Source organism: Microbispora sp. NPDC088329, assembly GCF_040685655.1.
Classification (GTDB): domain Bacteria; phylum Actinomycetota; class Actinomycetes; order Streptosporangiales; family Streptosporangiaceae; genus Microbispora.
This window is the reverse complement of sequence record NZ_JBFBIP010000001.1, coordinates 547858-572504: the sequence shown is the minus strand read 5'-3', so window position 1 is coordinate 572504 and position 24647 is coordinate 547858. Positions and strand designations below refer to the sequence as shown.

Below are 24647 nucleotides of genomic sequence, written 5' to 3'. Positions count from 1 at the left end.
CCTTGCGGAAGGTGGCCGGCGGATCAAATGAGCGGAGGTGATCGCATCCTGCGGCTTCATCCAGCGAGCGGCCAGTCTGTCGACTCGGGCGAGTCGTCTGTCGAAGTGATGGCCGGGCTGGTGCAGGCCATGCTCGATGCGGCTCCGATCCAGGGCGCTTGGGTGATGCCCATCCGCGATCAGGCCGGTGTGATCCTCGACTTCGAGGTGCTCGCTGCCAGTCCCGAAGCCCGGGATATCCACAACCGGACCGGCAAGGAGCTCGTGGGCCTGCGCACGCTCGAGGCGTATCCGGGCATCGCCGGCTCTGCTCTGTGGGACGCGTACCTCCGCGTCATGGAGACCGGGGAAGTCGAGGACGTCGACCCCTACGTGCACCGGGAAGACGGGGACGACGTCCCCCAGCCGTCCACCTACGGCGTCCATCTCGCCCGGTTGCAGGGCGGCCTGCTCACCTCCTGGGTGCGCCACGACAGGCACGACAGGGAGGAGCGCCTGTCGGCCCGGCTGCTCCACACCGAGCGCCTCGGCCATCTCGGATGGGGGCACTGGAGCCTGATCACCGGCGAGGCCGAGTGGTCGGACCAGCTTTACGTCATCCACGGGCGCGACCCGGCCGAGGGGCCGTTCGCGCTGGAGCACTATCGCGAGATCGCCCACCCGGACGACGTCCCGGTCGTGGAGCACGCGCTCACGACGCTGACCAGCACCGGCGGGCCGCACGAGTTCGAGATCCGCATTCGCGTCCGCGACGAATACCGGCACATCAGGGCCACGGCCGAGGTCAGCAGGGACGCGGGCGGCCGGCCCGTCGAGATTCACGGCGTCGTGCAGGACGTGACCGACTGGCGCAGGACCGCCGACGAGCTCGCCGAGGTCACCCAGCGGCTGGAGGAGGAGTCGCAGCTCACCGCGCGGCTGCAGAGCATCATCCTGCCGGTGCAGGACGCGGTGCCGGGGCTGCAGATCGGCGTGCGCTACTTCCCTGCGGAGACGGCGCCGTTGGGCGGCGACTGGTATCAGGCCATCCACCTCGACAACGAGGAGGCGTTGCTGGCCGTCGGAGACGTCGCCGGGCACGGTCTGGCCGCCGCATCCGCGATGGCCAAGCTGCGCCATGCGATCACCGGGCTTGCCTTCGCCGACCACGACCCCGCGCAGATCCTCGTGGCGCTCAACCGGCTGCTGCGGCGCATGCGTCCCGACGTGCTGGCGACGTCGGTCGTGGCCCGCTACCGCACCAAGGACCGCACGCTGAGGTGGACCCACGCGGGTCACCCGCCGATGCTGCTGGTCCGAGGGCACAAGGTCCATCGGCTGCTGCACCCCGGCGTGCTCCTCGGCGTCTTCGAGGACGTGACCTACAGCTGTGCCGAGATCCGGCTGGAGCCGGATGATCTGCTCCTCATGTTCACCGACGGTCTCATCGAACGGCCGGGCCGGGACCTGTTCGAAGGCCTCGACATCCTCAGCGCGGCGATCGCCGAGACAGTGCCGCAGGTGCCGCCCCAGGACAGGGTGGCGGCGGTCATGGAGGCCCTGGCGCCGAGTAACACCGGCGATGACACCTGCATTCTGGTCGCGCGCATTTTGCCGAACTCTCTGGAAGTGTCCTGATGTCTGATCTTCCCAACATCTCGGCAGCCGAGACCACGTTCGCCGCGGAGAGCAGCGGAAGCATCGGAGTGCTGACGGTGCGGGGGACGCTCGACTTCACCACGCACGAGCCGGCCACGGAATTCTTCGACAAGGCCTTCGCCCAGTTCGGGCCGAATCTCGTGGTGAACCTGCTCGAACTGGACTTCCTCGATTCCAGAGCGACGGGATTGCTGGTCACCTGCTGGAAGCGCGCGCTGGACGAGGGAGGCTGGCTGGCCCTCGTCGCGGTCGAGCGGGGCGCGGCCCGCGCGCTGTGGATCACGGGACTGACCTCCCATGTTCCGGTCTTCCCCACCGTCGAGGACGCCCTCGCCGCCGCGCCGTCCCGTGACCAGGAGTAGCCCGCCGGTCCGCCATCGCGCGGCCAACACCTCCACAGGTGCCGCCACGGGCGGGATAGAGCCCACGAGCCGGGGGTAGCACCCGAGGAGTCGGCCGTGGAGGGGGCGAAGTCATGAAACGTCTCGTTGCCGGAGCGGCGGTTCTTGCGGCCGCGGGCCTGGGGATGGCGCGATGGGCGGCCTCGCGCGGCCGGGTGCCGTCCCCGGCGAAGGACCCTCTGGAGGCCGGCCGCTGGCTGGGCGTCACGATCAACCGGCCGCCCGACGAGGTCGCTCCGAGCGGGCACCTGCCGGAGCCGCTGGCCCGGGTGGACGCCGAGGTGCGGATGAACAAAGCGCCCGGCGACCGGGGCACGGAGCTTTACGCCCGGCCGAGGCAGCACCGCGCCGGCGCCGACGGCGTCTTCGCCCGGCTGCGGGGTGAGGATCCCCGCACCGTGGTCCGTACGGCCCTGCGTGAGACGAAGTCCCTGCTGGAGACCGGCGACGTGCTGCGGTCGGACGAGGAGATCGGCACGACCAGGCCGACGGTGCCGGGCAAGGTGCTCGACATGGCGCTGGGACGCGCGTCCGAAGGGGGGCGGCTGTGAAGGCGCTGTGCTGGCAGGGCGTGAACGAGCTGTCGGTCGAGCAGGTGCCCGACCCCGCGATCCTCAACGCCCAGGACGCGATCGTGAAGGTGACGGCGAGCACCACCTGTGGTTCCGATCTCCACCTGCTCGGCGGATACATCCCCGCGATGCGGGCGGGTGACGTCATCGGGCACGAGTTCATCGGCGAGATCGTCGAGGTCGGCCCCGAGGTTAACCGGCACCGGGCGGGCGACCGCGTCGTGGTCTGCTCCATCATCGGATGCGGCCGCTGCTGGGCCTGCCGGCACGACGAGTGGTCGCTGTGCGAGAACAGCAACCCCAAACCGGGCATTACGGACCTGATGTGGGGTGGCACGACCGCCGGCATCTTCGGCTACTCCCACGCCATGGGCGGCTTCCGGGGCAGCCACGCCGAGTACATTCGCGTGCCCTTCGTGGACTACAACGCGTTCACGGTTCCCGAGGGCGTCTCGGACATCGACGCCCTGTTCGCCTCCGACGCGGCCCCGACCGGCTGGATGGGCGCGGAGCTCGGCGGGGTGAAGCCGGGAGACGTGGTCGCGGTGTGGGGGTGCGGCGCCGTCGGCCAGATGGCCGCCAGGGCCGCCATGCTCCTCGGCGCCGAGCGGGTCATCGCGATCGACCGCTACCCGGAACGGCTGGCCATGACCGCCCGCCACGTCGGCTGCGAGGTGATCGACTACACGAGCACCGACGTCACCGCCGAGTTGCGCGAGCGCACCGGCGGGCGGGGCCCGGACGTGTGCGTCGAGGCCGTCGGCATGGAGGCCGACAGCACCGGGATGCAGCGCGTGTACGACGGCGTCAAGCAGCAGCTCCGCCTGGAGCAGGACCGGCCGATCGCGGTGCGGGAGGCCATCCACGCCTGCCGCAAGGGCGGCTCGGTGTTCGTGCTGGGGGTCTTCGCCGGATTCGTGGACAAGTTCCCGCTCGGCGCGCTGATGAACAAGGGCCTCACCCTGCGGGGCGCGCAGCAGCACGGCCAGCGGTACATCCCGAAGCTCCTGGACCGCATCGGGAAGGGCGATCTGAAGACCTCCTACCTCGCGACGCACACCATGTCGCTCGACGAGGGGCCCAAGGGCTACGACATGTTCAAGCACAAGAAGGACGGCTGCGTCCGCGCCGTCTTCCGCCCCTGGGCGTGAGGTGGAGTCCGCCCGCCGCCCCGAGGTGAGGCGGCGGGCGGGGCGATCTCAGCGTACGGCTGGGGCGGCCAGCCGTTCCGCCTCATGGTGCAATGCCTCGATGAGGACGAGCTCCAGGCGGAGCTCGTCGTCCACAAGGCTGTCGAGGACGTCCATCCGGGCCTCCTTGTTTGCAAAGACGTCCCGCGGTGCGCGGCGGTTGACCAGGTCGCGACGTAATTCGGACGAAACGTGGCGATGCGTCTTGGTCGATTGCGCCGAACGTCGGCTACCCAGGACGGACGCGACATCACTCACATCCGTCCCAGAAGCCCCGGAAAAGAAAAAATCCACCCCGAAACGGAGTGGATTGCGGCACAACGCGGACACTATGCGAGGCGCGCGATGAGTTATAGTGAGAGTTTCCAGGCCAGTGGAAAAATAAACCTCTCTCACTAGGAGTTTATCACAGGGATGAGTGACCGTCAATCCGACTCCGCTCGCGCCGAGGCCCTGCGGATCGAGCAGTCCTATGTCTCCATGCTGTACGACCGCCTCGACATCGCCCGAGAACGGGCCGAGCGCGGCATGCGGCACGTCCTCGCCCGCGGCGGCACGGGAACCCGGCAGGCCGTCGTGGAGCGGGAGGTGGCGGCGGGCGAGCACGCCCGCCGCCTCGCGCAACTGTCGGCGGTCGAACGCGGCCTGTGCTTCGGCCGCATCGACGATGCCGACGGCGAGACCCTTTACATCGGCCGCGTCGGGCTGCGCGACGACGACCACACGTCCGTGCTCGTCGACTGGCGGGCCCCCGCCGCGCGCCCCTTCTACGTCGCCACCCCCAGCGACCCGGGCGCCCTCGTACGCCGCCGGCACCTGCACACCCGGCACCGCGATGTCGTGGGCATCGACGACGAGGTCTTCGACCTCGACCGGATGGCCGACGGAGACCGCCGAACGCTCGTCGGCGAGGCCGCGCTGCTCGCGGCGCTGCGCCGGGGGCGCACCGGACGCATGGGCGAGGTCGTCGCCACCATCCAGCGCGAGCAGGACCGGGTGATCCGCTCCGGCCTGGCGGGAGCGCTCGTCGTGCAGGGCGGGCCGGGCACGGGCAAGACCGTCGCCGCCCTGCACCGGGCGGCGTACCTGCTCTACACCCACCGCGACACGCTGGAGCGGCGCGGCGTGCTCGTCGTCGGTCCCAACGCCACCTTCTCCCGCTACATCAGCCAGGTGCTGCCCGCGCTGGGCGAGACGCAGGTGGTGCTGACGAGCATGGGCGGGCTCCACCCCGGGGTGCGGGCCACCGCCGAGGACGAGCCGGCCGTCGCCGTCGTCAAGGGCGACCTGCGGATGGCCAAGGTGATCGAGGAGGCGGTGCGCGACCGCGAGCGCGTGCCAGAGGGGGACCTGGAGGTGAAGATCCCGATCCGTACGTCGGTGCGCGGCGGCGTGGAGGTCGTGGTCGAGGAGATGACGCTGCGGGTGGACCACGCCATCTGCCTGCGGGCCCGCGACCGCGCCCGCGGCCTGCGGCGTCAGCACAACATCGCCCGATGGACGTTCGTGGACCAGGTGCTGCGGGCACTGGCCCTGGACGAGGCGGCACGGCTCGACCGGCCGCTGGAGGACGGCGACCTGAGGCACGCCGCAACGACCCTGTGGGAGCACCGGGCGGTGCGCGACGCGCTCGACGCCCTGTGGACGGAGATCACCCCGGAGCGGCTCGTCCGCGAGCTCCTGTCGGACGAGGAACGGCTGCGCGCGGCGGCCAGGCCCCACCTGTCGGAGCAGGAGCGCATGCTCCTGCTCCGGCCTCGCGAGGCGCCGTGGACGGTCGGCGACGTCCCCCTGCTGGACGAGGCCGCCGAACTGCTCGGCGAGTACGACTACGGCGCCGGGGCCAGGCGGCGCCGCGCGGAGGAGGACCGGCGCGAGGAGGAACTGTACGCGAGGGAGGTCCTGACCATCACCGACGTCGATCCGGTGCTCGACGCGACCCTGCTGGCCGGCCGCAACCGCGACGACGGGCCGTACGTGACGACGGCCGACCGGGCCGGCCGTGACCGCACCTGGGCGTACGGGCACGTGATCGTGGACGAGGCGCAGGAGCTGTCGGCGATGGCCTGGCGGACGGTGATGCGGCGGGTCCCGGCCCGCTCCCTGACGGTCGTCGGCGACATCGCCCAGACCGGCTCGGCGGCGGGCGCGCGGTCGTGGGGCGAGATGCTCGACCCGTACGTGAAGGGACGCTGGCGGGAGGAGCGCCTGCTGGTCAACTACCGCACGCCGGCCGAGATCATGGAGGTCGCCGCCGACGTGCTGCGCGCAGTGGCGCCCGGAGAGGAGCCGCCCGAGTCGGTCCGGTTCGGCGGCGCCCGCCCCCGCGCCGTGCCCGCCGACGGCACCGACCTGCGGCTGCTGGTGGAGTCGGAACTGCGCGAGATCGAAGAGGGACGGGTCGGCGTCGTCACGCCGGACGCCCGGCACGCGGAGGTCGCCGCGCTGTTCCCCGAGGCCGTCGACCCGCTGGACAGCCCGGTGGCCGTCCTGACCGTCCGAGGCTCGAAGGGCCTGGAGTTCGACGCGGTGGTGGTCGTGGATCCCGAAGGCATCCTGCGCCAGTCGCCGCAGGGCGGCCAGGACCTGTATGTCGCCATCACCCGGGCGACCCGGCGGCTCACCGTGGTCTACGAGGACCGCCTCCCCGCCGTCCTGCACCGCTTGGAGAATCCGATCAGCTAACGGATTTTCGCGGTCGTCAGCCCGGCCGGTCACCGCGTCGAGGGGCCGGTCACCGCGTCGAGGGGCCGGTCACCGCGTTGGCGGGCCGGTCACTGCGTTGGCGGGCCGGTCACTGCGTTGGCGGGCCGGTCACTGCGCCGGAAGGAACCTCCGGTCCTCGCGAAGCCCGCTCCGCTGGGCCTTCGCTCCGGTCCTCGCTCCCTTCCGCTCCGCTCCCTCGCTCCGTCCCGATGAGCGAAGCGGGAAACGCCGAGCGAGCCGGAGGGGCGCGCCGGTGTCTGGACTGAGGAACGCGCGCAGCGAGGAACGAGCGAGCACGTGACGAGGGCGTGCCCCCGGCGCGCCTCCGGCACGACCCCACCGGGAGTGAGCGTCCCGATGGCGAAGCGGGAAACACGGTGCGGCCGGCGTTGGGGGAACGCCGGCCGCACCGGGTGGCTGTGAGGGACGGGCTAGGACATTTTTCCCGAGATTTCGTCGGCGGCCTTGTCGGCCTTCTCGCCGACTTCCCCGGCCTTGTCGCCGACCCACTTGCTGGCGTCGGAGCCGGTGTGCCGCATGCTCTCCCGCATGGTCTCGGTCCACCGCTGGGCGTTGTTGCGGTACATCGCCACGCCCACGGCGCCGATGGCGACTCCACCCAGCAGCGCGACGACCGGCCAGCGCCGGCGGGTCTTCCTGGCGCTGCTCACATCGATCCGGCGGGCCAATTCGGCCAGGAACGCGCTCACGATCGGAGCGATCTGCTCCTCGACCGACTGAGCCGCCTGGTCGAGCTTCGGCGCCGCCCAGACTCTGGCGTCCTCGAGCCGGTGCGTGGCGAGATCCCGTGCGGTCTCCGCCACCGGGCTCATCCGGCCGCTTGCCTTCCTCGCCTGGTCTCTCATCCTGCTCAGCCACGTTTGCGGGATGACTACCTCGGCGCGGCGCCTTCTGTTCATTGTCAGGGACACGATCAACCTCCCCAATCGACGGGGCCCCGAGACGACCCCTTCCCGGATGGTCGCGGCTCAATCACGAGCAGTGCTTGAAGGCATGCTCGCTACCCTGTTCACGGACAACAAACACGATCAGACAAAGGGGGCGGCCCTCGTGGCTGACAACCTCATCGCGAATCTGCGTACGAACCACGGCACGATCCGCGTTCAGCTTTTCCCCAACAAGGCGCCGAAGACCGTGCGCAACTTCGTCGAACTCGCCGAGGGCACCCGGGAGTGGACCCACCCGGAGACCGGCGAGAAGCAGACGAACGTCAAGCTCTACGACGGCACGATCTTCCACCGCGTCATCAACGGGTTCATGATCCAGGGCGGCGACCCGCTCGGCCAGGGCGTCGGCGGGCCCGGCTACAGCTTCGACGACGAGATCCACCCGGAGAACCAGTTCAACCGGCCCTACCTGCTCGCCATGGCGAACGCGGGCAAGCGGTTCGGCAAGGGCACCAACGGCTCCCAGTTCTTCATCACCATGAGCCCGCAGCCGCACCTCAACCAGGGCCACACGATCTTCGGTGAGGTGATCGAGGGCAGCGAGGTGGTCGACGCGATCGGCAAGACCCCCACCGGCCGCAACGACCGCCCGGTGAACGACGTGGTCCTCGAAGAGGTCACCATCGAGCGGTCCTGACGCCGCGTCGTCCGATCCCGGCGCCCCGGCCGCAGCGAAAGCGCGGCCGGGGCGTTTCCGGCTTATAGGCTGGCTCGTGGATGCGCTCCCGCACAGGGACACGCCAGGAAAGGACCCCCATGACCTCCCAGCCTCCGCCGCCCCCGCAGCCGGGGGCGCAAGCCGTGCCCACCTGCTACCGGCACCCCGACCGCGAGACCTACGTCCGCTGCCAGCGTTGTGAGCGCCCGATCTGCCCCGACTGCATGCGGGATGCGGCGGTCGGTCACCAGTGCCCCGAGTGCGTCCGTGAGGGCAACCGTGAGGTGCGGCAGACCCGCGCCACGTTCGGCGGCGCCGCCGTGACCACGCCCCGCGTCACCTGGACGCTGCTGGTCCTCAACGTGCTCGCGTACGGGGCCGAGGTCCTGCGGCCGTACGAGGTCATCCGGCAGTTCGAGATGTGGTCCTTCGGCGTGCACAACGGCGAGTGGTGGCGGCTGATCACCAGTGCCTTCCTGCACGCCCCGCCGCCGTCCTTCTGGCACATCCTGTTCAACATGTGGGCGCTCTACGCCCTCGGCCCCGAGCTGGAGCGCAGGCTCGGCTCGGGCCGGTTCGCGACGCTCTACCTGCTGTCGGCGCTGGGCGGCTCGGTGGCCGTCTATCTGTTCGGCACCGAGGCCCTTGGCGCCTCGACCGCCATCTACGGCCTGTTCGGCGCGTTGTTCGTCGTCGCCCGCAGGCTCGGGTACGACGCGCGCGGCGTCCTTTGGCTGATCGGCATCAACGTGGTGCTCACGTTCGTCGTGCCCGGCATCAGCTGGCAGGGCCACCTCGGCGGGCTCGTGACCGGCGTGATCGTCGCCGCCGGCTTCGCCTACGCCCCGCCGCGCAACCGGACCCTCGTACAGGCCGGCGTCGCCGTCGCCGTGCTGGTGGCGCTGGTCCTGCTCATCACCATGCTCCCGCCGCACAGCCCGCTGGAGGGCGCCTTCACCTGACGTTCCCCGCGCCGGGCTGCGTGATGCGGTCGAGCCACCGCCGGAGCAGGGCGGTCTCGACCGGCTCCAGGGCCTCGGTGCCGGCGAGGTCGAGCTGCGCGCGCAGGCGCAGCGCGGCCTCGCGCAGGGGATCGGCGTCCTGCCGCGCGGTCGCCTCGGTGAGCACGTGCGCGAACACCGCGTCGCGCATGCGGTGGGACATCGCGGGGTCGTCGAAGAGCTCCGGACTGGCGATGTGGTCGAGGGCGGTTCCGACGCTCGCGGCCAGGATGAGCCGGGCGGCGATCCGCGGCTCGACCCTCAGCGCGCCGATCGCCGCGCATCGTACGAGCGTGGCCTCCAACAGCTCGAACACCCGCTCGCGAGCCGTGGACCGCGACCACGGCCGAGGGGCGAACATGAGCTGGTAGAGGGCCCGGTTCTCCCGTGCGAACGCCATGTGGCCGTCCCAGCCGGCCCGGAGGTCGGTGACCGGGTCGGCGGTCTGCTCCTGCGCGGCCTTGAGCGCGGCGTAGCGCTCGTACCCGTGGTCGGCGACGGCGTCGAGGAGCCCCCGCTTGTCGCCGAACAGCCGGTAGAGCACGGGCTGGGTGACGCCCACCGCCTCACAGACCGCCCGGGTGGCGATGTCGTTGTCGGACGACGACGCCAGTTGCTTCTCGGCGGCCTCGATCATCGCCGCTCGTAGGGTGTCCGCACCTGCCATGTAACCAATGATACGGACTCTGGCTAGCGCCGATACGGAGACCGTGCTAACGTTTCCTGCGTAACATCGATATGGATGAGCCATATCGGCGCTAGGGAAGGGGGTTTTCCCAATGAGTGATCAGCGCGTGGCCGTCGTCAGCGGCGCCTCCCGTGGGATCGGCCGGGCGATCGCGACGACGCTCGCCGCACGCGGCTTCGCCGTCGTCGTGGGATATCAGGGCTCCGCCACCGCCGCGGCAGAGGTGGTCGGCGCGGTCACGTCGGCCGGCGGCCGGGCGATCGCGGCCCAGGCCGACGTCGCGGACGAGAACGCGGTCGCGGCGATGTTCGACGCGGCGGACAAGGAGTTCGGCGGGGTCGACGTGGTCGTCAACTCGGCGGGGCGGCTGTCGCTGTCCCCGATCGCGGACCTCGACCTCGCCGACCTCGACGCTCTGCACCGCACCAACGTCCGCGGCACCTTCGTCATGGCGCGGGAGGCCGCGCGCCGCGTGCGCGACGGAGGAACGATCATCACGATGTCCACGTCCGTCGTGGGCCTGCAGCTGCCCAACTACGGGGCGTACGTCGCCAGCAAGGGCGCGGTCGAGGCGATGACTCTCGTGCTCGCCCGAGAACTGCGGGGGCGGCAGATCACGGTCAACGCGGTGGCGCCCGGCCCGACCGCCACCGAACTGTTCCTCGACGGCAAGGACGAGGCCACCATCGAGCGCATGGCCAAGCAGCCTCCGCTCGAACGCCTCGGCACTCCCGAGGACATCGCGGAGGTCGTCGCCTTCCTGGCGAGCCCCGCGGGGCACTGGGTCAACGGGCAGGTCGTGCGCGCCAACGGCGGCATCGTCTGACCCCGCCGCACTCCGCAGCCACATTCCGGTAACGCAGCCACATTCCGGTAACGCAACACCCGAAACACCCCGAAAGGAACGACCATGCCGTTCGCCAACCTCAAGGTGCCCGCCGACACCCTGACCCCCGAGTCAAAGAAGAAGCTCATCGACGCCGTCACCGACGCGTACGCGGCCGTGTACGGCGAGCGCGCCCGGGCGACCACCCTGGTCCTCGTCGAGGAGGTTCCCGACGGCGGCTGGGGCCTCGGCGGCCAGGTCCTCACCGCGGAGATGCTCGGCCGGAGCTGAGTTTCTCCAGGTCGGGGCCCGGACGGGTCAGCCGCCCGGCCCGCATGCGCCATGCGGGGATCGGGCGGCACGCACCCGTCGGTCACCTGTTGCCCACAGGCTGTGGATAAAAACTGTGGAAAGAATTTGAGACGTCTAGCGCCACTTCGTCGACAGGACGACGCCGACGATGATGAGCCCGAAACCGATCAGCAGGTTCCAGTTCGCCAGGGTGGAGATACCGGGAACGCTCGGCGCGATGTAGTAGATCGCGATCCAGGCGATACCGATGATCCAGCAGGCCACCATGACGGGGGCGAGCCAACGGGGGCTGACCTTCACCGTCTGCGCCTTCTGCGGCGGCGTGTAAACGGGCTTCTTGCGGGTCTTCGACTTGGGCACGGGAGCGTCTCCTGGTGGGTACCCGCGCGGTCGTGCGGGCTGGTCTCAATAGCGTAATCGCTGTGGCGGTGAAGTCCCGAGCCAGGATAGTCGGCGCGGCCCCCGCCGGGCGATCCCCCATGCGGAATTGACGTACGCTGAAAGTCCGATTTCCGCTCCGCACACGCAGCCGTCCCGGTGAGGCGGGAGACACGCATGAGCCCGATCCGGGTGCTCGTGGTCGACAATCACGACAGCTTCGTCCACACGATCGTGCAGTATCTGCGCGGTCTCGGCGCGGAATGCGACGTACGGCCGCGCGACCGCGTCACGGTGGGCGACGCCGACGGCTTCGACGCCGTGCTCGTGTCGCCGGGGCCCGGCACGCCGGAGGCGGCCGGAGTGTCGGTTCCCCTCGTACGGCACTGCGCCGAGCGCGGCCTGCCGCTCCTCGGGGTCTGCCTCGGTCATCAGGCCATCGCCGTGGCGTACGGGGCCGTGGTGGACCGGGCGCCCGAGCTCATGCACGGCCGCACCAGCCTGATCTCCCATGACGGGCGGGGCGTGTTCCTGGAGTTGCCCTCACCGGTCACGATGACGCGCTACCACTCGCTCGCCGTGGTCCCCGGCACCGTGCCGGACGCGTTGGAGGTGACGGCCACCACCGCCGACGGCGTCATCATGGGCCTGCGCCACCGCGAGGCCCCCGTCGAGGGCGTGCAGTTCCATCCCGAGTCGATCGTGTCCGAGCACGGCCATCGGCTGCTCGGAAATTGGCTCGCGCAGATCGTGTAACGCTTTCCGCTCTCGTTACGACTACAAGAGTGAGGGCTTCCGCCATTGCCCCCGAGTGGCGGAAGCCCTTCCTCATGTCCGCGTCCTGACCGCGACCTGTATGACCGCGATCCGGCAGCCGGAAACGCCGACGGCGGCCACCGCAGCGCGGTGACCGCCGTCCGCTCGTGTCGTCAGTTGCCGAACGGGTTGTCCCCGCCCTCTCCCGGGGGTCCGACCTGGACGCTGCCGCCGTCGTCGCCTCCGGTGCCGTCTCCGGAGCCGTCACCGCTGTTTCCGGTGCCGTCACCGCCGTCTCCGGTGCCCTCCGTGGGCGTGTCGCCGGTGGGCGGCTGGGTCGGCGTCTGCTCCTGGGGCGGGCCGCTTGAGATGGTCAGCGTGATGGTGGTGCCGGGGTTGAGCTTGGTGCCCTCCGGCGGCGACTGGTCGATCACGCTGCCCTGCGGCACCGTGTCGCTCGGCCGCTCCTGCGACTTGACCCTGAAGCCGGCGCCCTTCAACGTCTGGGTCGCGTCCTCCAGCGTCTGGCCGATCACGCCGGGGACCTCGGTCATCTCCTTCGGCACGTACAGCGTGACCAGGGCGCCCTTCTCGACCTTCTCACCCTGCTCGGGCTTGGTGCCGAACACCTGGCCCTGCGGCTTGCTGGAGGCCTTCGGCACGATGCTGACCTTGAGACCGAGCGCTTCCAACTCGGCCCGGGCCTCTTCCGGCGACTTCCCGATCAGGGTGTCGGGAATCGTCACCTTCTCCTCGCCCTTGGAGACGATGACGGTGACCGTGGATCCCCGGTCGGCCTGCTCGCCCCCCGGGGGGTCGGTGCTCACGACAGCGCCCTTGGGCACGTCGCCGTTGAACTCCTCCGGCCCGAAGGCGACCTTGAACCCCTGGCTCTCGAGCGCCTTCTGGGCCGCCGCCTTCGTCTGGTTGCTCACTCGCGGCACCTCGACCTTGTCGGCCGCGGAGGAGCCGCCGCCCCCGAGGAAGGCGTACCCGACGCCGATCATGGCACCGATCACCAGCAGCGGGATGAGGATCCACAGGGCGGTCTTCACCGCGGTGTTGCCGCCGCCGCTGCGCCGCCTGCCGTCGTACCGGCCGCCGCCGCGCTCCTCCTGGGCGTACTCGTAGTCGGGGATGGCGCGGGTGTTCTGCGTCATGGGGGCGCCGCCGGCCGTGGTCATCGTCCGCGTGCGGTCGGCCCCGCCGTACCCGTTGTACTGCTGGGTGGCCATCGCCATGGTCTGCGGGTCGACCGGCATGCCGGACATGACCCGCTGGATGTCGGCGCGCATCTCGGCGGCGCTCTGATAGCGGTGGAGCGGGTCCTTGGCCATCGCCTTGAGCACGATGGCGTCGGCCCACTGCGGGATCTCCGGGTCGATCCGCGACGGCGGGATCGGGTCCTCCCGCACGTGCTGGTAGGCGATCGCCACAGGGGAGTCGCCGGTGAAGGGCGGCTGGCCGGTGAGCAGCTCGTACAACACGCAGCCGGTCGAGTAGATGTCGCTGCGGGCGTCCACGCGCTCACCGCGGGCCTGCTCGGGGGACAGGTACTGCGCGGTGCCGATCACCTGGGCGGTCTGGGTCATCGTGGCGGCGGAGTCGGCCATGGCCCGGGCGATGCCGAAGTCCATGACCTTGACCTCGCCGTTGACCGTCAACATGATGTTGGCCGGCTTGATGTCCCGGTGCACGATGCCGCCCCGGTGGCTGTAGTCCAGCGCCCGCAGGATGCCGTCCACCAGCTCCGTGGCCCGTTCGGGCAGCAGCCGCCGGTCGGCGCGCAGCAGGTCGCGCAGCGTCCGCCCGTCGACGTACTCCATCACGATGTACGGCACGGGCGTGCCGTCCATCATGTCCTCGCCGGTGTCGTACACGGCGATGATCGACGGGTGGTTGAGCGAGGCGGCGGACTGCGCCTCACGCCGGAAGCGCGCCTGGAACGTGTGGTCCCTGGCGAGGTCGGAGCGGAGCGTCTTGATGGCGACGATACGGTCCAGCCGGATGTCCCGGGCGCGATACACCTCGGCCATGCCGCCACGCCCCACGACGCCATCCAGCTCGTAGCGTCCGCCGAGAAGTCGTGGCTGAGTCATTTCCTGCACTGTCCCTTGCCGTTCATCGTGGGGTGCCACCGGTCTCCATCATCGACCCCTCTTTCCATCACTCCCCCTCATCCGGAGGGTTCGTGTCGGGTGGGGCGTCCGTAGGGGGCGGAGTCTCACTGGTTTCCGTGGCCGGGGTGGACGTCGGAGTCGGGGTCGAGGTCGGGGACGAAGCCGGTGTGGGCGTCTGGGTGGTTGATGCCGACCTGCTTACGGTAGCCGACGGAACGGCGCTCGGCTCGTCCGACGCCGCCGGAGCGGTCGGCTGATGCGTCCGTGGAACCTCTGACCTGTGCGTACGCGCCGGCGACGGCGATGGCGACGGCGAAGAGGGGGACGGTGAGACGGGCGCGGCCGTCTCACCCGGGTCCGGCGGCGCTTCCCCGTTCCGGGCGGCGGTGAAGGCCAGGACCCCGATGCCGACCGCGGCGGCGCAGCCCGCCGTCGCGAGGAGCAGGATCGCGGGACGGCGGCGACGCCCCCCGGCGGGCCCCTCAGGACCGCCGGGGCGCCGCGTACGGTCGTCGGGGACGCCCGCGGGTGCCCTGCGCGGGGAGGGCGGGACCGGGCCCAGTGGCGCGGTGGCGCCGGGACGAGTTCCCCGGCCCGTCGGCTGCCCTGCCGGCTGACCTTGAGGCGCCGTCAGGCCGGGCGCGGCGGCGGTGGCGGCGCGGCCCGCCCCGCCGGTCGCGGGGAAGCCCTGGGGATCGGTCAGCGAGCCGAGCACCGCGGTCGAGGCGGCCGTGCCCGCGAGGGTCTCCCGCAACACCCGCACCCTGTCGAGGAGCACCGGCCCGGTCTCCGGCCGTGCGGCCGGGTCCTTGGCCAGCATGGACATCACCAGTGCCACCACCGGCGCGGGCACGTTGCCGGGCAGCGGCGGGGGTGTGTCGTTGAGGTGCCGCAGCGCGAGCGCCACCGGGGTCTCCGCCGTGAACGGCGGCCGGCCCGCGAGGCACTCGTAGGCCACCACCCCGAGCGAGTAGATGTCGCTCGCCGGGGTGAGGGTGGTGCCGGACGCCTGCTCGGGGCTCACGTACTGGGCGGTGCCGAGGATGGTGCCGGTCGCGGTCAGCGGCGCGGCCTCCCGCGCGCGGGCGATGCCGAAGTCGGTGATTTTCACCTGCCCGGTCTCGGTGACGAGCAGGTTGCCGGGCTTGACGTCGCGGTGGATCACCCCGGCCCGGTGCGCCGCGTGCAGGCCCTTGGCGGTCTGCTGGACGACGTCGAGCGTGACGTCCGGCCCGAGCGTGCCGTTGCGGGCGAGGATGGCCGACAGCGGCTCACCCCTCACCAGTTCCATCACGAGGTAGGCCAGGCCGTCGTTCTCGCCGTAGTCGAAGACCTGGGCGATGCCGGGGTCGGTCAGGGCGGCGGTGATCCTGGCCTCGGAGCGGAACCGGTCGCGGAAGGTGGCGTCGCCCGCGACATGGCGCCCGAGCAGCTTGATCGCCACCTCCCGGCCGAGCAGTTCGTCGTCGGCCCGCCAGACCTCGCCCATCCCACCCGCGGCGATGGGAGAGGTCAGCCGATACCGCCCGCCGAGCACCGTGTCGGTCATGAGTCCATCACTGTCCGAGCACCGCCTGCATGACGTCGTGCGCGATGGGCGCGGCCACCGCGCCGCCGGTGGCGTCGTTGCCGGCGCTGCCGGACTCCACGAAGACCGCCACGGCGACCTTCGGGTCCTCCACCGGGGCGAAGGAGATGAACCACGCGTGCGACGGCTTGCCCGGCAGGGTCTCCGCCGTGCCCGTCTTGCCCGCCACGGTGATGCCGGGGAGCTTGGCCGCGCCGCCGGTGCCGTGCTCGATCACGCCGATCATCATCTTGGTCAGCTCGCCGGCCACCTCGGGGCTGACGGCCTCGTCCAGCTCGTCGGGGTCGGTCCCGTCGATCTCCGCGCCGTCCGGACCCATGATCTTGTTGACCAGGTACGGCTTCATGACCGTGCCCTGGTTGGCGATGCCGGCCGCGACCATCGCCATCTGCAGCGGGGTCATCTGGTTGCTCTGCTGGCCGATCGCGGTCTTGGCGAGGGCCGCCTTGCCCTCGTCAGGGCCGATGTTGCTGGCCGCGACGCCGAGGGGGATCTCCAGCGGCTGGCCGACCCCGAACTTCTCCGCCTGCTCCTTGAGCTTGTCGTAGCCGACGTCCATGCCCATGATGGCGAACGGCGTGTTGCAGGAGATCGTGAGCGCCTGCACCAGCGTCGCCCGGCCGCCACACGACTCGCCGTGGTAGTTGGGCAGCGAGATGCTCGTGCCCGGCAGCGGCAGCGAGTCGGGCGCGTCGACCTGCGTGTTCTCGTCGCGGGAGGTGTCGTCGCTGAGGTAGGCCGCCGAGGTGACCGTCTTGAACGTGGACCCCGGGGCGAACGTCAGGTCGATGGCCCGGCTGAGCAGCGGCTTGTTCTCGTCCTTGTTCAGCTTGTTGTACGCCTTGTTGACCTTGTCCTTGTTGGCCTTGGCCAGCGGGTTCGGGTCGTAGGACGGCACCGAGACCATCGTCAGGATCTTGCCGGTCTTCGGCTCGAGCGCGACGACCGCGCCCCGCTTGCCGGTGTTCGCCAGATCCTTGTACGCGACCTCCTGAGCCTTGGTGTTCAGCGTGAGGTCGACGCTCGCTCCCTTGGCGGGCTTGCCGCTGACCATGTCGATGGCCCGGCGCACCACCAGGTCGGGGTGGCTGCCGTCGAGGTAGCGGTTCATCGCGGCCTCGATGCCCGAGGCGCTCTCCGGCGCGAACCACCCGACCACGTGCGTGAACGGCTTGCCGAGCGGGTACTCCCGCTCGAACCGGTACGTCTTGTCTCCGGTGTCGATGGTCTTGGCCAGCGTGGTCTTGCCGTTGTCGGCGGTGATCCAGCCGCGGTCGACCTTGTAACGGGCGTACAGCATCCGGACGTTGCGCGAGTCGTTGCGCAGGTCGTCGGCCTTCACCGCGCCCAGGTAGGTCACGTTGGCCATGAGCAGGCCGAACATGAGCAGGCAGGCCACGGAGATGCGCTTGATCGTGCCGTTCATCGCTGCATCACCTGCGTCATCCCCTCGTCCTGGATCGCCTGTGGCGGTGGCCGGCGGGCCGCGTCGGACATCCGTACGAGCAGGGCGATGAGCATCCAGTTGGCCAGCAGGGCCGAGCCTCCCGCGGACATGAACGGCGTCACGAGACCGGTCAGCGGGATCAACCGGGTCACGCCGCCGACGATGATGAACACCTGCCAGGCGAGGAGGAACGACAGGCCGCCCGCCAGCAGCTTGGAGAACGGGTCGCGGGCCGCCAGCGACGTGCGCAGCCCACGCTCGACGATCAGGGCGTACACCATGAGGATGGCCATCAGGCCGGTCAGGCCCAGCTCCTCGCCGATGGCGTCGAAGATGAAGTCGGAGAAGGAGAAGGGGATCTCCCTCGGGTAGCCCTGGCCGAGGCCGGTGCCGAGGATGCCGCCGGAGCCGATCGAGAACAGCCCCTGCATGAGCTGGTAGCTGGTGCCGGCTCCGTAGACCTCGGCCGAGTCGGCGTGCAGCCAGCCGTCGAAGCGGGCCTGAACGTGGCTGAAGACCTGGCCTGCGAGGACGGCGCCCCCGACGAAGAGCAGGAGCCCGATGAGCACCCAGGAGGTGCGCTGGGTGGCGATGTACAGCATCGCGATGAACGCGCCGAACAGCAGCAGCGAGGTGCCGAGGTCCTTCTCGGCGATGAGGACGGCGATGCTGACGCCCCAGGTGATCAGGACCGGGCCGAGGTCGCGGGCGCGGGGCAGGTCGATGAACAGCAGCCTGCGACCGGCCAGGGCCAGCACGTCGCGCTTGGCCACCAGGTAGCCGGCGAAGAAGACGACCAGGGCCAGCTTGGCGAACTCACCCGGCTGCAGGGAGAACGGGCCGAGGTTCATCCAGATCCTGGCGCCGTAGTGCTCCGTACCGACGACGGGCAGCACGGGCAGGATGAGCAGCACGACTCCGACGAAACCGGCGGTGTAGGTGAAGCGCTGCAAGGCACGGTGGTCCTTCAACACGATCAGGGTCGCGGAGAACATCACCACACCGAGCGCCGTCCACATGAGCTGGTTGGTGGCTGAGGCGCCTACCTGACCCGTCTGCTCGATCCGGTAGATCATCACCAGGCCGATGCCGTTGACCAGCGTCACGAGGGGAAGCAGAAGGGGATCGGCCCACGGTGCCCACTTGGCCAGCACCAGATAGGCCGCGAGCATCAGACCGCCGAGGCCGAGGCCGTAGCCGAGCATGCCGGACGGGACCTTGCCGTTGATCCCGAGCCCGACGCCGGCGTACGCGCCCATCACGATCAGCACGGCGAAGGCGAGCATGCCCAGCTGGGCGCCCCGCCTCTTCGCGGTCATCGGTACGGGCGTGGCTTCGACAGCAGTCACTTAGCGGACCTCGTGGGGGTCGGCGTCGCCTCGGTGTCGTGGGTGGGAGCCTCCGAGGCGCCGAAACTTTTCATTCTGCTGATCCCGGCCTGCAGGTCGTCGACCGGGATGCCGCTGCGGACCTGGTCCTGCTGTACGGCCGGCAGCGACGAGACGCGGAGGTGATCGGTGTAGGCGACCTTCTTGAAGGACACCGGGCCCACCTCCGCGTCGACGCCCTGGAAGACGACGAGCTCGTCCCCCTGAACGCCTATGTAGAACTGGCTCTGGGTCCACTGGTAGCCGAAATAGCCGCCGGCCCCGAGCGCGGCGGCGGCGACCAGCACCCCGACGGCGACCTTCGGCCCCGATCGGCCCTTGCGCGAACGCCGTGCGGAGGACTGGGCCTCGCGCACGGGTTCGTCGTCCAGGTCGTCGTCGGTGATCACCGGTTGGGGCGCGGTGACCGTGGCGGCCCTGCCCGCGGGGGTGTCGGGCGGCGCCGAGCGGACCCGCCCGGAGCCGGCCGCGCCCACGACCGCCGCCATCCCCGGCGGCGGCTGCAGGTCGTCCACCTCGATCACGTCGGCGACCACGCAGGTGATGTTGTCCGGCCCGCCGCCCCGGTTGGCCAGGTCGATGAGCTGCCGGACGACGTCCTCGGGATCGTCGAGCGTGGTCAGGGTGTGGTGCAGGGTCTCGGCGCTGACCACCGTGGAAAGGCCGTCCGAGCACAGCAGGTAACGGTCGCCCACCTGGGCCTCCCGGTCCTGCAGGTCGGGGTCGACCTCGCCGCTTCCGTCCAGCGCGCGCAGCAGGATCGAGCGCTGGGGGTGGTTGGCGGCCTCCTCCTGGGTGATCCGTCCGTCGTCCACCAGGGACTGCACCAGGGTGTGGTCGTGCGTGATCTGGTACAGCTCGCCGTTCCTGAGCAGGTACGCGCGGGAGTCGCCCACGTGGACCAGCGCGAAGCGTGAGCCGCTCCAGAGCATCGCGGTGAGGGTGGTGCCCATGCCCTTAAGGCTGGGGTCCCGGGCCACCATCGCGTGCAACTGGTGGTTGGCGTCCCGGACCGCCGCCTCGATGGCGCTGAGCAGGTCACCGCCGGAGGCGTCCCGGTCGAGGGACGACAGTGCGGCGATGGCGACCGAACTGGCCACCTCGCCGTGGGCATGCCCGCCCATGCCGTCGGCGACGGCAAGCAGGCGGCCGCTGGCGTACGCCGAGTCCTCGTTGCCTTCACGGAGGAGCCCGACGTCCGAGCGAGCGGCGTAGCGGAGTGCGATGGTCATTTGCGCAATTCGATGACGGTCTTGCCGATGCGGATCGGAACTCCGAGGGGCACCGGGGTCGGGCGGGTCACTTTCGAGCGTTCGAGGTACGTGCCGTTCGTGGAGCCGAGATCCTCCACGATCCACTGGCCGTCCTGAGGGAAGAGCCGGGCGTGCCGGCTCGAAGCGTAGTCGTCGCTGAGAACCAGCGTGGCGTCGTTCGCCCGGCCGATGGTGATTGGCGTCTCCGTGAGGTTGATGATGGTCCCTTGCAGGGGACCACCGGTGACGATCAGCTGGCGGGGTTCGCCCTTCTTGGGCTTGGAAACCGGTCGGGGTTGCTTGACCGGCTTGCGTGCGGGCGCGGGGGCCGTACGCGGACCGAACAGGTCTGTCCGGATGACGCCGACCGCGGCGATCACGAAGAACCACAGCACCGCCAGGAAGGCGAGCCGGATCAGCAGCAGCGTTAGCTCGGACATGGACCGTCTGTCTACCTCTAATCGCGCCTGAACACCAGTGTCGTACGGCCGAGCGTCACTCTCGTCCCGTCCTGCATCTCGATCCTGCGGATCGGCTGGCCGTTGACGAAGGTGCCGTTGGTCGACCCCAGGTCCACGAGCACGACCTGCGGCCCTTCCACTCTTAGCTCGGCATGATGCCGTGATACGCCGGGATCCACCAGCCGAAGATCACAATCGGTTCCGCGGCCCAGCAGTGTGACCGGTGTGGTCAGCTCGTACGAGCGCTGGCCCTGGGGGTCGTCCTGGGTGGAGACGAGCAGCCGGGGACGGCCCTGGAACGCGCTGGTCCGGGCTGCCGGCACGTCGCTCGGCGGCTGACGGATCTCGTCCTGCTCCACCGTGGCGCCGCGGATCACACCCGACCGGATGCGGAAGAGTCCCACCGCGAGATCGTCCGCGGTCTCGAAACGCACCCGTACCGGCCCGACGAACGAGTAGCCCTGCTCCTTGGCGTACTCCCGCGCGAGAGTGGCGAGCTCGTGGCTGATGCTGTCGGCGTACACCTCCAGCCGCTCGCTGTCGGTCGTCGACAGCTCCACCACGAAGTCGTTCGGCACGAGCGTGCGACCCTGAGCGACGATCGCGGCCCGCTCGTCCATCTCCCTCTGCACGGCGCTGGCAACCTCGACCGGCTGGAGATCGGACTTGAACGCCCGCGCGAAGGCCCCTTCAACCAACCCTTCGAGCCTGCGCTCGAAGCGCTGAAGGACTCCCACCGGATACCTCCCTTCCATTGCCACTACGGTCGCGACCGCTCCGGTGCTGCACTGAGCTCCTTCGCATCGTCGTTGAGAAGGATCGTATCCGGGTTCGTAAGCACGGGCGGATACGTGCTAACCTTTCCAGGCACCCAGAGATGGGGGCCAACCGCAAGGGCAAGTGGCGGAATGGCAGACGCGCACGGTTCAGGTCCGTGTGTCCGAAAGGACGTGGGGGTTCAACTCCCCCCTTGCCCACGAGAAAGCAGCCTCGCGTGGTCGGAAGCACAGCTTCCTTCCAGCGGGGCTTTCTCTTTGTGCCGCCCAGGGGGACGACCCCCTGGAACCCCCGGCCGGAGGACACGCCTCGCTTGGCAACAGCCCGGCGGGGTTTTTTCTTTGTGCCGCCCAGGGGGACGACTCTCTGGAACCCCTGCCCGGAGGACAAGCCTCGCCCGGCGGGCGTCGTGACGATGTCGCCGTCGTGCACCTCCGGGCCTCCCTCCGGCCCGTACGGCACGGGCCCGTGTGTGGTGTCGCGTCAGGGGCCCCGTCGGACCGGACCGGGCCTGTCGCGCACTGCACATTCTCAGGAGGCCGACTTTCAAACCACTTTCCCCGCGCTTGCAGGCGGCGACCTTTACCTTTTGTCCCGCTCTTTAAGAGCACATGTCTCACGATGAGAGATCTGTCGTGAAGTCGCAGGAGCGGGGACGGGCAGGGGCCTCCCGAACAGGGCCCGGCGTGCCCGCTCCTCGGGCGGGCACGCCGCGGCTGTTCCGCTCAGGCGACGAGCAGCTCGCCGACCAGAGTAGTGAGATCGATCACACCCACGGGCGTGCCCCCGGCGTCCGTGACGAGCCCGAGCTGGGCACGGGCCTCCTGCAGCAGGGTCACGGCGTCGGAGACCGTGGTGTCCTTCGCCATGCGGGGCACCGGGGTCGCCAGCTCGCCGGCCCGGCGTCCCGGCTGGAGAACCGCGTCCCGCACATGCAGCACGCCGACCACCTCGTCGGGGGTGACGACCAGCATGCGCAGGCCGCCTCCGCGGGCCGCCGTCCGGCGTACGAGCAGGTCGTCGGCGTTCGCGGGCACCGAGGACGCCTCGCCGACAGGCACCATCAGCCGCTCGACCGGCTGGGAGTGGACCCGCAGCGCGCGGGTGAGCAGGTCGTGCTCGTCACGGTCGAGCATGCCCATCCGGCCCGACTCGGCCACCAGCATGGCGAGCTGGCGGGGCGTGCGGGTGGTGGCCAGCTCGTCACGGGGTCGTACGCCCGCCAGCCGAAGGACGCCGTTGGTCAGCGCGTTCAGCACGGCCAGAATCGGGCGGACGACCCAGGCGAAGCCGCGGAACGGCAACGCCAGTCCCATCGCCGCGCGCTCGGGGTGTGTGAGCGCCAGCGACTTGGGCGCCATCTCGCCCACGACCATGTGCAGGAACGTCACCAGGGCGAGCGCCACGACGTACGCCACGGGGGTGCGCAGCGACTCCGGCAGCAGCGTCAGCACCGGCTCCATCAGGTGCTCGATGGAGGGCTCTGCGACCATGCCGAGGCCCAGGGAGGCCAGGGTGATCCCGAGCTGCGCCCCGGCGAGCATGAGCGACAGCTCGCGCCCGCCCCTGACCGCGGCGCGGGCCGTGATCTTGGCGAACCGGCCACCGCTGCCCGCGACCTCCTCCAGCCGGTGCCTGCGGGCCGAGACGAAGGCGAACTCGGCCGCCACGAAGAACCCGTTGGCGGCCAGCAGCACGATGCCGAGCAGAACGCCGGTGAGAGAACTCATGCCACCTCCTCGCCTTCGGCTCGGAGTCCGGTCGTGCCGGAGGCGCGCAAGGCGGTACCTCGCCGAACGCTGTGTTCAATGATTCGCTCGCTCCGCTCGCTCATGCGGGCCTGCCCTGGAACAGCGCGGAGAACAGCTCGGTGGCGTAGTCGGCGCCGCCCGGGGCGCGGGCGGCCGTGCGGGCCTTCTCCCGCTCCGGCCGTTCCTCCTCCGGCGCCTGCGCCGATTCCACCGCGGACGTCTCCGTCGACACCCGCACCCACTCGGGGACGCGGCGGCGCACACTCAGGACCGTGAGCACCGCCCGCTCGGCGTCCTCCTCCTCGTCGAAGAGGTGGGGCTCGGGCACGAGGGGGGAGACGACCCGGTCGCCGGGCTCGGCCATCCGGCCGAGGAGCGCGAGGACGAGACCTGCCACGGTCTCGTAGTCCTCGCTCTCGGGCAGCCGGACGCGGGTCGCGCGCTCGACCTCGTCGAGGCGCAGGGTGCCGGGCACGTCCCAGACGTCGTCGCCACGCCGTACGACGCCGAGCGGCTCGGGGTCGTTCTCGTCCACCAGCTCGCCGACGAGCTCCTCGGCCAGGTCCTCCAGCGTCACCACGCCGGCCAGCCCGCCGTACTCGTCGATCACACAGGTGAACGTCTCACCGGCGGAGGTCATCCGCCGCAGCAGCTCGGGCAGCGGCAGCGTCGCGGGGACGAGCAGCGGTGCGCGGGTGATGCCGCCGACGAGCCCGTCGGAGGGAGAGCCGGCTTTCAGATACTCGGGCAGCCCGGCCACTCCGACGACGTCGTCGGCGTCGGTGCCCAGGACCGGGTAGCGGGAGTGCCCGTGCGTACGCAGGGCGTCGAGGAACTCGGCGACGGGCCACTCGGCGCGCAGCGAGACCACACGCGGGCGGGGGACCATGACGTCCTCGGCGGTGCGGTCACCGAACTCCAGCGCCCGCTCCAGCATGTCGGCGAGCCGGGGCGGCAGCTCGCCCGCCGCGGCCGACTCCGTCACGATGCGCGACAGCTCCTCCGGGGTGGCGCCGTGTTCGAGCTCCTCCACGGGCTCGATGCCGAACAGGCGCACGAGCCGGGTCGCCGCGGCGTCGAACAGGCGGATGAGCGGCCCGGCGACCACGAGATAGACGTGCGTCGGGCGGGAGAGGAACTTCGCGACGTCGTCGGGCCGTGCGATGCCGAGGTTCTTGGGGGCCAGCTCGCCGAGGATCATCTGCACGATCGTGGCGATGGCGACGCCGAGGGCCACGGAGACACCGGGGACGGCCGAGCCGGGGAGCCCGGCGGCCTCGAGGGGGCCGCGCAGCACGCCGGCGACCGCGGGTTCGGCGATGAAGCCCACCAGCAGGGTGGTGATCGTGATCCCGAGTTGCGCGCCGGAGAGCATGAACGACAGGCGTCCGGTGATGTCGAGGGCCCGGCGTGCGGCCCCGTCGCCGGCCGCGGCCTGCTCGCGCAGGACGCCGCGGTCGGCCGCCACGAAGGCGAACTCCTGCGCCACGAAGAATCCGGTGGCCAGGGTCAGGAGGAGGACGGCCACAAGGCCGAGGGCGGCGCTCATCGGGCGCCCGCCGTGCGATCATGAGATCCCGTGCCTGTGCACGGGCAGGTACTCCAGGGGTCCGAAACGGACACGAACGATCCTTTCGCGTGGTGGTATACCACCGTAACGGCTGGAATCTCTCCTGTGTTTCCCGGCAGGCTTTACCGACTGCTTAGAAGGCGTCTGGGTACCGTGAAGAAGGGGGCGCATCGGCAAACACTTCGGCCGCTGCGTTCA

General features: G+C 70.5%; 22 protein-coding genes and 1 tRNA gene. 11 read left to right on the top strand and 12 right to left on the bottom strand.

Annotation, left to right across the window (positions count from 1 at the left end; translation table 11 throughout):
• Positions 1-27: 27 nt before the first annotated feature.
• The 5 genes from AB0O28_RS02825 (at position 28) to AB0O28_RS02805 (ending at position 6486) form a co-directional block, all read left to right on the top strand.
• Positions 28-1617: a SpoIIE family protein phosphatase gene (locus AB0O28_RS02825; RefSeq protein WP_363635551.1), complete on the top strand. Its 1590-nt coding sequence runs from the start codon at positions 28-30 to the stop codon at positions 1615-1617.
• Positions 1617-2000: an STAS domain-containing protein gene (locus AB0O28_RS02820; RefSeq protein ID WP_363635549.1), complete on the top strand. Its 384-nt coding sequence runs from the start codon at positions 1617-1619 to the stop codon at positions 1998-2000. The genes AB0O28_RS02825 and AB0O28_RS02820 overlap by 1 nt, the downstream gene beginning before the upstream one ends.
• Before the next feature lie 113 nt (positions 2001-2113).
• Complete coding sequence (locus AB0O28_RS02815; RefSeq protein ID WP_363635547.1) at positions 2114-2590, top strand: hypothetical protein; 477 nt, start codon at positions 2114-2116, stop codon at positions 2588-2590.
• Positions 2587-3762, top strand: a complete 1176-nt coding sequence (locus AB0O28_RS02810) for a zinc-dependent alcohol dehydrogenase (RefSeq protein WP_363635545.1) — start codon at positions 2587-2589, stop codon at positions 3760-3762. The genes AB0O28_RS02815 and AB0O28_RS02810 overlap by 4 nt, the downstream gene beginning before the upstream one ends.
• Positions 3763-4215: 453 nt before the next feature.
• A complete protein-coding gene (locus tag AB0O28_RS02805; protein ID WP_363635543.1) occupies positions 4216-6486 on the top strand; it encodes an ATP-binding domain-containing protein in 2271 nt (756 codons plus the stop codon).
• Positions 6487-6938: 452 nt separating this feature from the next.
• Here the strand turns inward: AB0O28_RS02805 and AB0O28_RS02800 are convergent, their stop codons facing one another.
• Positions 6939-7340, bottom strand: coding sequence for a hypothetical protein (locus AB0O28_RS02800; protein ID WP_363635541.1), 402 nt, complete (start codon positions 7338-7340; stop codon positions 6939-6941).
• 238 nt (positions 7341-7578) lie between these two features.
• On the opposite strand from AB0O28_RS02800, the gene AB0O28_RS02795 reads away from it, so the two are divergent.
• Complete coding sequence (locus AB0O28_RS02795; protein WP_363635539.1) at positions 7579-8112, top strand: peptidylprolyl isomerase; 534 nt, start codon at positions 7579-7581, stop codon at positions 8110-8112.
• Positions 8113-8231: 119 nt separating this feature from the next.
• A complete protein-coding gene (locus tag AB0O28_RS02790; RefSeq protein ID WP_363635537.1) occupies positions 8232-9095 on the top strand; it encodes a rhomboid family intramembrane serine protease in 864 nt (287 codons plus the stop codon).
• Here the strand turns inward: AB0O28_RS02790 and AB0O28_RS02785 are convergent.
• Positions 9088-9801: a TetR/AcrR family transcriptional regulator gene (locus tag AB0O28_RS02785; protein ID WP_363635535.1), complete on the bottom strand. Its 714-nt coding sequence runs from the start codon at positions 9799-9801 to the stop codon at positions 9088-9090. The two genes, AB0O28_RS02790 and AB0O28_RS02785, sit on opposite strands and share 8 nt — an antisense overlap.
• A gap of 112 nt (positions 9802-9913) precedes the next feature.
• On the opposite strand from AB0O28_RS02785, the gene AB0O28_RS02780 reads away from it, so the two are divergent.
• Together AB0O28_RS02780 and AB0O28_RS02775 are read left to right on the top strand one after the other, a co-directional pair.
• On the top strand, positions 9914-10648 hold the full coding sequence (locus AB0O28_RS02780) for an SDR family oxidoreductase (protein ID WP_363635533.1): 735 nt from the start codon (positions 9914-9916) through the stop codon (positions 10646-10648).
• Between the two features lie 84 nt (positions 10649-10732).
• Complete coding sequence (locus tag AB0O28_RS02775; protein WP_363635531.1) at positions 10733-10939, top strand: tautomerase family protein; 207 nt, start codon at positions 10733-10735, stop codon at positions 10937-10939.
• 135 nt (positions 10940-11074) lie between these two features.
• Here AB0O28_RS02775 and AB0O28_RS02770 read toward each other — a convergent pair whose 3' ends face one another.
• Positions 11075-11320, bottom strand: a complete 246-nt coding sequence (locus AB0O28_RS02770) for a cell division protein CrgA (RefSeq protein ID WP_363635529.1) — start codon at positions 11318-11320, stop codon at positions 11075-11077.
• Positions 11321-11515: 195 nt separating this feature from the next.
• Here AB0O28_RS02770 and AB0O28_RS02765 point away from each other — a divergent pair, with 195 nt between their 5' ends.
• Positions 11516-12094: a gamma-glutamyl-gamma-aminobutyrate hydrolase family protein gene (locus AB0O28_RS02765; RefSeq protein WP_363635527.1), complete on the top strand. Its 579-nt coding sequence runs from the start codon at positions 11516-11518 to the stop codon at positions 12092-12094.
• A 173-nt stretch (positions 12095-12267) separates the two neighbouring features.
• Here AB0O28_RS02765 and pknB read toward each other — a convergent pair whose 3' ends face one another.
• From pknB to AB0O28_RS02730, 7 genes are all read right to left on the bottom strand, one after another.
• Positions 12268-14193, bottom strand: coding sequence for a Stk1 family PASTA domain-containing Ser/Thr kinase (pknB, locus tag AB0O28_RS02760; protein WP_363635525.1), 1926 nt, complete (start codon positions 14191-14193; stop codon positions 12268-12270).
• 67 nt (positions 14194-14260) lie between these two features.
• The gene (locus AB0O28_RS02755) at positions 14261-15763 is read right to left on the bottom strand and encodes a serine/threonine-protein kinase (RefSeq protein ID WP_363635523.1); all 1503 of its coding nucleotides are present in this window, start codon (positions 15761-15763) and stop codon (positions 14261-14263) included.
• 7 nt (positions 15764-15770) lie between these two features.
• A complete protein-coding gene (locus AB0O28_RS02750; protein ID WP_363635521.1) occupies positions 15771-17228 on the bottom strand; it encodes a penicillin-binding transpeptidase domain-containing protein in 1458 nt (485 codons plus the stop codon).
• On the bottom strand, positions 17225-18568 hold the full coding sequence (locus tag AB0O28_RS02745) for an FtsW/RodA/SpoVE family cell cycle protein (RefSeq protein ID WP_363636161.1): 1344 nt from the start codon (positions 18566-18568) through the stop codon (positions 17225-17227). The genes AB0O28_RS02750 and AB0O28_RS02745 overlap by 4 nt, the downstream gene beginning before the upstream one ends.
• 26 nt (positions 18569-18594) lie before the next feature.
• A complete protein-coding gene (locus AB0O28_RS02740) occupies positions 18595-19869 on the bottom strand; it encodes a Stp1/IreP family PP2C-type Ser/Thr phosphatase (RefSeq protein ID WP_363635519.1) in 1275 nt (424 codons plus the stop codon).
• Complete coding sequence (locus tag AB0O28_RS02735) at positions 19866-20330, bottom strand: FHA domain-containing protein (protein ID WP_079313436.1); 465 nt, start codon at positions 20328-20330, stop codon at positions 19866-19868. The genes AB0O28_RS02740 and AB0O28_RS02735 overlap by 4 nt, the downstream gene beginning before the upstream one ends.
• A 17-nt stretch (positions 20331-20347) precedes the next feature.
• On the bottom strand, positions 20348-21088 hold the full coding sequence (locus AB0O28_RS02730; protein WP_363635518.1) for a DUF3662 and FHA domain-containing protein: 741 nt from the start codon (positions 21086-21088) through the stop codon (positions 20348-20350).
• Between the two features lie 157 nt (positions 21089-21245).
• Between AB0O28_RS02730 and AB0O28_RS02725 the strand changes: the two genes are divergently transcribed.
• Positions 21246-21328, top strand: a tRNA-Leu gene (locus tag AB0O28_RS02725).
• A gap of 525 nt (positions 21329-21853) precedes the next feature.
• Here AB0O28_RS02725 and AB0O28_RS02720 read toward each other — a convergent pair.
• Together AB0O28_RS02720 and AB0O28_RS02715 are read right to left on the bottom strand one after the other, a co-directional pair.
• A complete protein-coding gene (locus AB0O28_RS02720; protein WP_363635516.1) occupies positions 21854-22858 on the bottom strand; it encodes a hemolysin family protein in 1005 nt (334 codons plus the stop codon).
• 100 nt (positions 22859-22958) lie between these two features.
• Positions 22959-24428 carry a hemolysin family protein gene (locus AB0O28_RS02715; protein WP_363635514.1) on the bottom strand — a complete coding sequence of 490 codons (1470 nt, stop codon included), beginning with the start codon at positions 24426-24428 and terminating at the stop codon, positions 22959-22961.
• Positions 24429-24647: the final 219 nt, after the last annotated feature.